Source organism: Neptunomonas sp. (assembly GCF_041601355.1).
Classification (GTDB): Bacteria; Pseudomonadota; Gammaproteobacteria; order Pseudomonadales; family Balneatricaceae; genus Neptunomonas.
The window spans coordinates 1-9,411 of record NZ_JBFIIH010000147.1; the positions used below are offsets into that span (position 1 = coordinate 1).

The 9,411-nt window shown below is 47.3% G+C and carries 8 protein-coding genes; 3 read left to right on the forward strand and 5 right to left on the reverse strand.

The window, feature by feature from the left end:
* Window positions 1–303: 303 nt before the first annotated feature.
* From ABY436_RS17275 to ABY436_RS17295, 5 genes are all read right to left on the reverse strand, one after another.
* Window positions 304–633, reverse strand: coding sequence for a hypothetical protein (locus ABY436_RS17275; protein WP_372740174.1), 330 nt, complete (start codon window positions 631–633; stop codon window positions 304–306).
* A 256-nt stretch (window positions 634–889) separates the two neighbouring features.
* A complete protein-coding gene (locus tag ABY436_RS17280; protein WP_372740175.1) occupies window positions 890–1,483 on the reverse strand; it encodes a hypothetical protein in 594 nt (197 codons plus the stop codon).
* 487 nt (window positions 1,484–1,970) lie between these two features.
* Window positions 1,971–2,531: a hypothetical protein gene (locus ABY436_RS17285; protein ID WP_372740176.1), complete on the reverse strand. Its 561-nt coding sequence runs from the start codon at window positions 2,529–2,531 to the stop codon at window positions 1,971–1,973.
* Between the two features lie 195 nt (window positions 2,532–2,726).
* Window positions 2,727–3,746, reverse strand: a complete 1,020-nt coding sequence (locus ABY436_RS17290) for an LLM class flavin-dependent oxidoreductase (RefSeq protein ID WP_372740177.1) — start codon at window positions 3,744–3,746, stop codon at window positions 2,727–2,729.
* 120 nt (window positions 3,747–3,866) lie between these two features.
* Window positions 3,867–4,451, reverse strand: a complete 585-nt coding sequence (locus ABY436_RS17295) for an ACP phosphodiesterase (RefSeq protein ID WP_372740178.1) — start codon at window positions 4,449–4,451, stop codon at window positions 3,867–3,869.
* 396 nt (window positions 4,452–4,847) lie between these two features.
* On the opposite strand from ABY436_RS17295, the gene mtnA reads away from it, so the two are divergent.
* From mtnA to ABY436_RS17310, 3 genes are all read left to right on the forward strand, one after another.
* Window positions 4,848–5,867, forward strand: coding sequence for an S-methyl-5-thioribose-1-phosphate isomerase (gene mtnA / locus ABY436_RS17300; protein WP_372740179.1), 1,020 nt, complete (start codon window positions 4,848–4,850; stop codon window positions 5,865–5,867).
* Window positions 5,868–5,948: 81 nt separating this feature from the next.
* Window positions 5,949–8,816 (forward strand): RNA polymerase-associated protein RapA, encoded by a 2,868-nt coding sequence (rapA, locus tag ABY436_RS17305; RefSeq protein WP_372740180.1) that lies wholly within the window; start codon window positions 5,949–5,951, stop codon window positions 8,814–8,816.
* A 52-nt stretch (window positions 8,817–8,868) separates the two neighbouring features.
* Window positions 8,869–9,411 (forward strand): EamA family transporter (locus ABY436_RS17310; protein WP_372740181.1); only part of this gene is annotated, 543 nt, incomplete at its 3' end.

Here is a 9,411-nt window from a genome sequence, read left to right on the forward strand (position 1 = left end):
AAGTAATCATTCATTTATCATTTGTTTTTTCAGGGCTTATCTTTGCTTACATGGATAAAGTTGCCGGTGATACCAAGCATCATTAATCGCCATTGCTTCTGCAAAGCACTTACTTAAGAGAGAGCCTGCTTGACTACAGCGATTCTCTCTCCCAGGCAAAGCCAGTTTAATACCGCTCCTGAGACGCAATCAAGTGAACCCTCATCATGCCGGGTACCACTGTATGCGTTGATTAAGCGTCATCGCGCGGTTTTGTTCACATGATTCCATCCGCCAACGATTCTGCGTAATCAGTTTTTTTGATTACCAATGCACTTCCTCCCCGTTTTCAACGACTCTACCTGAGTTTATGATAGTTGTGGCCACATGTACTTCAGATAAATTAAGGCTGAAGTGCTTTGCCAGCGCCCTGGCTAAGCCTGTTTGCAAGGATGAAATATCAGGCGCCGACCAAATTGATGGCAACAATAAATTGGCCATAACAGCATACTGATTACCCATTTGCTGCTGACTATACATAATATTTATAGTCATCTGCTCAGAAGACTTTGCGGATTCTTCTGCCCATAGTTCGACTAGATTTTTTGTACCTGGTTGAGTGTTCGACGTAACAAAACAGTTTGCAATTGGCATCAGCTCCTATCTCCATTTGTAGCGAAGACTCATAGAATGAATGACTCCTAAGATATTTTGACCTCAATTTTCGAAAGTTAGCTGCAAGTCAAAGCCATATAGTACCGGTTAACACTAGCCGTTAGAGGCCTGTTAACGCTAAGTGTATTTAACTGCCAACAAAGTCAGATGAAGTAAATAGCCTGTCTGATAGTTTTATGATTGGCTGCTGACGCGCCGGGAGGGGTTACTTTGTCTTATTTAATTGAGGAACCCTCTATTGGTTAGCGTTGTTTAGTATATGTGAAGGAGCTCTTTCCGTGGCAGGAAGTTTTTCATATAAAGCCCTTATAGCATTTTCAAAACTATCTCTTTCACTGCCAAACGACACAGCCCCATTGAGCATACTTTCTAACACGTCAACCATAGCCGGGAATTGTAATGTTGACTGAGTAGCCGGCCCAAAATAGGAGCACCAAAGATCTAAAAACTTCCCGTCATTCAGCTTATTAGTCGCATACCATTCGTCGAATGTGTTGTACCAGTAATGTTGGATGAGCGGCCAAGCGGGATCAGTATCGTGGATGATTAAATTTTTAGAGTAAACTCTTGCGGGGATTTGAAGACGAGTAGCTAAATACCTGTCCCTGAGGCTCAAAAAAAGCGCATTTCTCTGACTCTCCATTGCGAACTTTGCAGCCGATACATTTAGCTTATGTGAGGCAAAGCCTACGATCGCAGCGACTAGAGCGGTCCATACACCCAAAAGTGCAATGATATTCCCTAAATCCATTTCCGTTTTTTCCTCTTTATAGAAGCTTTTTATAGAAACTTTGCCACTAACACTTGGCTCAATTACGCTCTTAGACATAGCCACAGACCTTCAACTGCAGCCCCTTGTTAAACGCCGAACGCGATAAGTATGGGATAGTTCAACACCAGGCACCGCTTGCTCAACTGGTTCTCCTCACTACTTATAACGACCAATGCAAGCTCCAGGCCAATAGTGCTCATTACCTAATCTCTTGAAAAGAATAGGAATGACCAATATAACCTCACCGTTTATTCACCTAAGCGGGTCAGAGTCGCCCCACCCCCCTCAATAAATAATCATAACCGCATGATTTTTTGAAAAGCGATCAAAGTGTTAGTGACGAGCGAAGCTGGGGCATAAACAACCCATCTTATGCAGCTAACCAAGCAAGTTATTTTCATGGCTTAAATGGTAATTAAAAAGGTGTCGGGGAAATCGGAGGGAACGGTTAGATTTACGTTTAACTTCATGCTCAGCGGCACTATGCTGTATAGAATGCGTGTGATCGATAGCGAATGGTGTTAAGCATTTGCTTAGTCTTTATTTATATTGCCTCCCACTGAAACCAGAATGTTTGCCAACCTCCGACTGGCACCAGCCAAAATATTGCACCGATGCCTGAAGTGCGCTCTTCACCAATTAATGCGCCTCCCAAGGCACGCCTCAAGTAAAGTCGGCTCCCGGATCTGTAGCCGCCGGTTCCGTCCGCATTCTTATCAATGACAATTGGTAAGACGAAGGCTCCGTCAGAACAAGAAAAATCGCCGTGTTCTTTTGAGAGCAATTGTTCACCGATAACTCCCGTACTATTAAGGGCTTCGACTCGCAGCGTGGCTGAAGAAAACACAAGAACAACTCTGTCCGCGTCTTTCAACTCTGCGCCTAGTCGGAACGCCAGCGAGTTAGCAGCAGCCATCGGTAGGAACGAGTAGGTAGCGAGGTTTTGATAGCGCCCCGATAGATCAGGGCATTCGTCACCAGAACCGGACGAAATTGATGGCCAACCTTCAGGGTATTTTGGCGATATGCCTGTCAACGCAGCGCATCCGGAGAGGAGCGCAACACTGAGGTAACAGACGATCACATTCTTCAGGGAGGCTAACATTTTAATACTGCGCATACTGCTGAGAGTTCAGCGATCTGAAGAATATTGATAAATAGACATTTTTTGATCGCATCTGTCATTTTCCTCTTTCTACCCAGAACAAACCGCGCTGCAAACTGAGAAAAGAAGGCTCCTGATTTATATACGAATATCATACACCAATATATTGCGGGCACTTTAGGCCCGCTCAGTAAACTAAACCAATACTGCTTTCGCTAATAACTCAAAACTACGTTTTCTTGATGCAAAGTCGTGTGTCACCGTCACTAAACCCACCTCATTGGTTTTCCAGTATTCTGAGATTTGCTCAAGCTGATCAGCACATTCTTGCGGGGATCCAAGCGTGATGGAGTCGAGCAGGCTTTGGTAATAGCTCTGATCAGAGATTGAGAGGTTTTTTACTTTATCCAATGCCTCTTCCGGACTTACCCAGGGATTACGAATGCCGTGCCGGAACGCCATGACTTTCCAATAGGCTTGCGATGCGGCGAGGTAGAGCGCTTCTTCTTTTGTTGGTGCACATAACGCAGCAATAGTGATCATGGTGTGTGGTGATCCGCTATGGCCGGATTGTTGATAGGCGCGTTTATACTCATCCATGATAGCGATGGTTTGGTCGTCCGGGCTGATGAATAAGCCTAACGACATGTTAAAACCCATCTGGCCTGCAAAAGCGGCGCTGCCTCCGCTTGTGCCGAGCATCCACAGTTCGGGACATGGCTCATCACCAGGCATGACTTGTAGATCATGGAATGCATGATTTGGGGGGAAACCATCACGTAAAAATCCAGTCAACAGCTGTGTTTGTTCTGCATAACGCTCGCCGTGGGTTGGCTTGTAGGGATAAGCCAGTGCCTGGCTGGCAATGCCATCACCGCCCGGTGCCCGGCCAATGCCCAGATCAATGCGCCCGGGAAACAATGTTTCGAGCATCCGAAACTGCTCGGCTACTTTATAAGGATTATGATTAGCTAACATAACCCCACCACTGCCCACACGGATATTTTGGGTGATACTGGCGATATGGCTGATCAGTACTTCCGGGCATGGCCCGGCAAAGCTGTTGCTGTTGTGATGTTCTGCTAACCAGTAACGGGAATAGCCCCATTGGTCGCATGCTTGCGCTAGCTGGGCAGAGAGTTGCGGTGCTTGTTCAGGCCCTGCCGTGCCAAGCTGCACAGGCGTTTGGTCGACTACGGTCAGTTTGATTGCCATCTATTTAAGCCCTTTTAAAAAAACGTTTAATAACCGCATTAACATCACATTTCACTTTTGTTCTTTTCATCTTCATTTAACAACAGGACATGGCACTGCCATTAAGCTACTCAGTTGGCATTATGACTCTAATTTGATCGCTTCCACATGTTGCAGCAACTCGGGAAAGAAGGCTAAAAAGCCGCTTTCAATCTCATTCTGGTGGGTTATCAGCTCCTCAACCGAGCCATAAAAAGCATGATCAAAACGTATTCTGTCTGCAATACGGTCCAACGCAAAACCTATACCTTCAAGCGTCTGGTAGGAAGTAAACCATTGCTGTTTAATCACTCGCTGGGTGACATGCTGCATAGCGGGAGGCATCAGCACTTGTCCATCATCCAGAGCTTGATAATAAATATCGCAACTGGCAGCAAACGAGCGATGGCTGAAGTGATGCCAATGTTTAATCAGGTAATGATCAAACACCATGTCCAACATAATGCCTGCAAAGCGTTTACGATCAGCCCCCACCAGGCATTTAAGCTGCTTAACAACAGTATGATTGTCGGTAAACCGATCGACGGCGCGATGATTCAGCAACCCATTTTTTACTGGCTTTGGTAACTGAGCAACCACAACACCCTTCGCAAAATCACCCAGAAGATTGCCAACACGAGATTCTACCGTAGCCTGCGCTAAAAACAGATGCGCCAGATAATTCACAGGCAATTCATAACTGGATAATTCATAGATAAATAGCTCATTGATAATCAGCTACATTAATTACCATCACGCTAACAGACTCTTTTACAGGGACTCTTATAAGCAATCGTATAAGCAATCTTACAGGCACTTTTATAAGCACTCTTATAGCCTCGCTTTCTGGTCGCTTTATGGAATACTCAGTATGCCATTCAATTCAGTCACCCACACGATAACTAACGACGTTATTTTTAGTTTTCATCTTTCCATTTACGCAACGATAGCTGCACAAATGAGAAACAACATGGGTAATAAATACGTTATAATCTTCTCAGTTTTTTGATTCAGCCTGTTTTAAGTCTTGCCATCAAGACGCTTCATGAGCCTTTTTTCAGAATAAGCACCCGAGATAATGTAATGCACGACCTGCAAGCAACCAGCATCAAATACCAGAACAACACCTTGTATGTACTGGATCAGCATCAGTTGCCCCATATTGAAAACTGGCTACCTTGCGAATCAGTGGATGCGATGGTCGCCATGATTCAAAAACTACAGATTCGTGGTGCACCGCTCATCGGTATTGGTGCCAGCCTATTGTTAGGCCATATGGCCGCTAATGGAACATCCGCGGCTGAGCTACAAAGCGCTGCAGAAGTTTTACGCTCGGCTCGCCCCACAGCTGTAAACCTGATGAACAACATGGACAGCATGCTAGCGGCTTTACATTCATTTGGCCCTACGGCTTTACCCGCAGAGGCTGAACGGCTGTTTCATGAAGATATCGCTTTGTGCGATACCCTGGCCACGCTAGGTGCCGAGCTTATAAAGGCTAATGCGAATATTCTGACCCACTGCAACACTGGCAGCCTTGCTACCGCAGGCGTAGGCACCGCTATTGGTGTCATCAATGCCGCCCACCAGCAGGGTAAGAACATCCATGTGTATATCGATGAAACCCGCCCATTATTGCAAGGTGGTCGCTTAACGGCATGGGAGATGAAACAGCTCGGCGTTGCGCATACCCTGATCTGCGATAACATGGCAGCACTACTGATGCGTGATGGCAAAGTGGATTGTATTTTAGTCGGTGCCGACAGGATCGCAGTGAACGGTGATTTTGCCAACAAAGTGGGCACTTATTCGTTAGCCGTCAATGCACACCACCATAATGTACCTTTTTATGTGGTTGCTCCCTATACAACCGTTGATGTTGAATGCCTGAACGGCGAGCAGATTCCTATAGAAGAACGTGCCGCCGCTGAAGTGCGCGGTGTGAGTGGCAGTTTTGGTGATGTTTGCTGGAGCCCAACCGACACTCCGGTGTTTAACCCCGCGTTTGATGTTACGCCTGCAGCACTTATCACCGGCTGGATTTTAGATAAAGGGGTGTTTAATCAAGACCAGATTAACAAAGGTGCATTAAAAACACTTTAATTGTTGCCAGCATCTTTAAACAATTGGGTTAAACTCCTATGATGCATGGCTTTTTTAACGAGTAAAGCGAGAGTAATCAGTTTGGCAGTTACAGAGTTTATTCCCGGCCAGCGCTGGATCAGTAATACCGAAGCAGAATTAGGTTTAGGCCTGGTCACATCCAACGCAGACCGGCGCGTCACCATTCTATATCCCGCCGCTGAAGATGAGCGTACTTACGCGACCGATAATGCCCCGGTCAGTCGGGTCGAATACCCTGTTGATGACACGATTAGCAATGCGGCCGGCATCAAAATAAAAATTGCCGAACGCATCGAAAAGAATGGCTGTTTTATCTATATCGGCCTTGATGATGACGGCGAAGAGCATATTATTCCGGAAATTGATCTGGACAGCCATGTGCAGTTTAACCGCCCGCAGGATCGCCTTTTTGCGGGTCAGGTGGATAAATTAAGCCGTTATAAATTACGTCTCGAAACGCTTGAGCATCAGCACACCCAACAGAAATCTGACACCTATGGTCTATCGGGTGGACGTGTTCAACTGCTGCCGCACCAGTTTTATATTGCTCATGAAGTGGCCAATCGCTATGCGCCGCGTGTTTTGCTGGCGGATGAAGTAGGCTTGGGGAAAACCATTGAAGCGGGTTTGATTTTACATCAGCAACTGATCAGTGGCCGGGCAAAACGCGTACTGATTACCGTACCGGATAGTCTGATCTATCAGTGGCTGATCGAAATGATGCGTCGTTTCAATCTGCATTTCAGCATTATGGATGAACTACGCTGCACCGCGCTGGAAATGTCCGGTTCAGAGAACCCTTTCGATACCGCTCAGTTACTGTTATGCGGCCAATCATTTATCGATAACAACGCCACGCGTGTTGAGCAGATCCTGGCCTGTGACTGGGATATGCTGATTGTTGATGAAGCACACCACCTTGTGTGGAGCGAGGATGCTCCCAGCCCGCTATATACGACTATCGAAACCCTGGCGAATGTTATTCCCAGCTTATTACTACTGACGGCAACACCTGAGCAGCTAGGCCTTGAAAGCCACTTTGCCCGTTTGCGTTTGCTTGATCCGGATCGTTACAGCTCGTTAGAGCAGTTCCGCGAAGAACAGGCTCACTACAGCGAAGTTAATAGCCTCACTCAGAAACTACTGGCGGATAACGGTATTGAGCAACTGAGTTCTGACACGCAGTTCCAAACCGAACTTAACAGCTTTCTTGGTGAAACAACCGCCGCCAAATTGATTAGTGATGCGCAGGAAGGTAAGGCTGAAGAAGCTATTCAGCAGTGTATTAATCACCTGTTAGATCGTCACGGCACAGGCCGCGTATTGTTCAGAAATACACGTGATGCCGTCCACGGTTTCCCTGAAAGAATTCTCACTCCATATCCGCTGCCGATGCCTGATGCCATGCTGACGCACATGGATGAGTTTTCTCTGGATCAGATTTTGAAACCTGAATTACTCTTAGGTGATGACTGGCTCGAGTTTGACCCGCGTGTTGAATGGCTGGATAACTGGCTTAAATCTCACCGCCTGGAAAAAACCCTGCTAATCTGTGCTCGCGCAGAAACCGCTCAAGCGCTGGAAGAACACATCCGCTTACGCAAGGGTGTACGCTCGGCTGTTTTCCACGAGAAAATGACACTGATCAACCGTGACCGTGCTGCCGCGTATTTTGCTGATACTGAAGAATACGCGCAGGTTCTGGTATGTTCCGAGATCGGCAGTGAAGGCCGTAACTTCCAGTTCGCGCAACACCTGATCATGTTCGACTTGCCGCTTAATCCTGATTTACTTGAACAGCGTATCGGCCGGTTAGACCGTATTGGCCAGAAAAACGATGTGCAGATTCATATCCCGTATTACGAAGATAGCGCCCAGGCGATCTTGTTACGCTGGTTTGATGAAGGCATTAATGCTTTCCGTCACACCTGCCCGGCAGGACAGGCACTGTTTACTCAGTTTGAAGACACGCTGGTGAGCCTGTTACTGGATGGTGCAGACGAAGAAGTATTTGAAAACCTGATAACTGAATCGCAACAAGCCTCAAAAAAGATACTTCTCGAACTGCAACAAGGCCGTGACCGTCTGCTGGAAATGAGCTCATGCCGCCCTGCTAAAGCCGCCAGGTTAATTGAGTCCGTTGAAGACACAGAAAACCGCCATCAGCTAGTCGATTACATGGAACATGTTTTTGATCAGTTTGGTGTTGATCAGCAAACTAATGGCCTGCACTCTGTCATCCTGCAACCGACCGACCAGATGATCTATCATCGTGTGCCCGGCTTGCCTGATGAAGGCTGCACGGCAACCTTCTCACGCGATGAAGCTCTCGGCCGTGAAGATATGCAGTTCCTCAACTGGGAACACCCGATGGTAACCGGCGCGATGGAAATGATCATCGGTAGTGAGTTCGGAAATACCGCAATCTGCACGCTAAAACTACCACCACTGGCACCTGGCACACTGCTGATTGAAGCGGTGTTTGTTCTCTACTGTGCAGCGCCTCGTCATCTGAATTTGCAGCGTTACCAGCCGCAGGCAACAGTGCGTGTCGTATTGGATAACAACGGAAACAATCTCAGCGCTATCATCACGCCGGATCACTTAAATAAACTCGGTGAAAGGGTTAAACGCCATGCGGCTCAGAATCTGATTCGCCATGGTCGTGAACAGATCAGTAGTGTACTCAGCAAAGCAGAAGATGTTGCGCAGAGCCAGCAGGACAAACTGATCAAGGCGGCGATAACTAAAGCAACCTCGGTACTTGATGAAGAGGTCGAGCGACTCGAAGCGCTGAGCAAGGTTAATCCTTCTATTCGTAGCGAAGAGCTCACGCAATTACGTGCCGATCGTGCCAGCATTCTTGAGCTACTGAACAGTGCCAAACTGAAAATGGATGCCGTACGCGTGGCGATTGTCAGCGACTAGCGCCCTGACTCCAAAAGCGTAACCGACACACAAGATCCGTCAGGAGAGCACAATGAGTCTGAAAGACTGGGGTCTGGCATTACTCGTTGTGTTGGCCTGGGGTGTCAACTTTGTGGTCATCAAGTGGGGGCTGGATGAACTCCCTCCCCTGCTACTGGGTGCGCTGCGCTTTCTGCTGGTTGCCTTCCCTGCTGTGCTTTTTATCAAAGCGCCGAACTTACCGATAAAGTGGTTGCTCGCCTATGGCATCACTATCAGCTTTGGCCAGTTCGCCTTACTTTTTAGCGCTATGCATCTGGGCATGCCAGCCGGTTTAGCCTCTTTAGTGCTTCAGGCACAAATGCTGTTTACTATGATCTTTGCCTTTATGTTTTTAGGCGAACGCTGGAAACTACCGCAAGTCCTGTCTTTGATAGTGGCGGCCACAGGGTTAATTTTACTGGCAAGCCAAACTCCCGCCAGCAAAATGACCTTTATCGGCTTTACCTTAACCATTGCTGCAGCGGCTAGCTGGGGTATGGGAAATATCATTAACCGCAAGATCGGCCAATTGGGAAATGTGAACCTGATGGGCTTAGTTGTCTGGAGCGCGCTG

What these genes read in the sequence shown, in the direction of transcription:
- ABY436_RS17275 (WP_372740174.1), bottom strand. Translation starts at nt 633, where the DNA reads ATGCCAATTGCAAACTGTTTTGTTACGTCGAACACTCAACCAGGTACA.
- ABY436_RS17280 (WP_372740175.1), bottom strand. Translation starts at nt 1,483, where the DNA reads ATGTCTAAGAGCGTAATTGAGCCAAGTGTTAGTGGCAAAGTTTCTATA.
- ABY436_RS17285 (WP_372740176.1), bottom strand. Translation starts at nt 2,531, where the DNA reads ATGTTAGCCTCCCTGAAGAATGTGATCGTCTGTTACCTCAGTGTTGCG.
- ABY436_RS17290 (WP_372740177.1), bottom strand. Translation starts at nt 3,746, where the DNA reads ATGGCAATCAAACTGACCGTAGTCGACCAAACGCCTGTGCAGCTTGGC.
- mtnA (WP_372740179.1), top strand. Translation starts at nt 4,848, where the DNA reads ATGCACGACCTGCAAGCAACCAGCATCAAATACCAGAACAACACCTTG.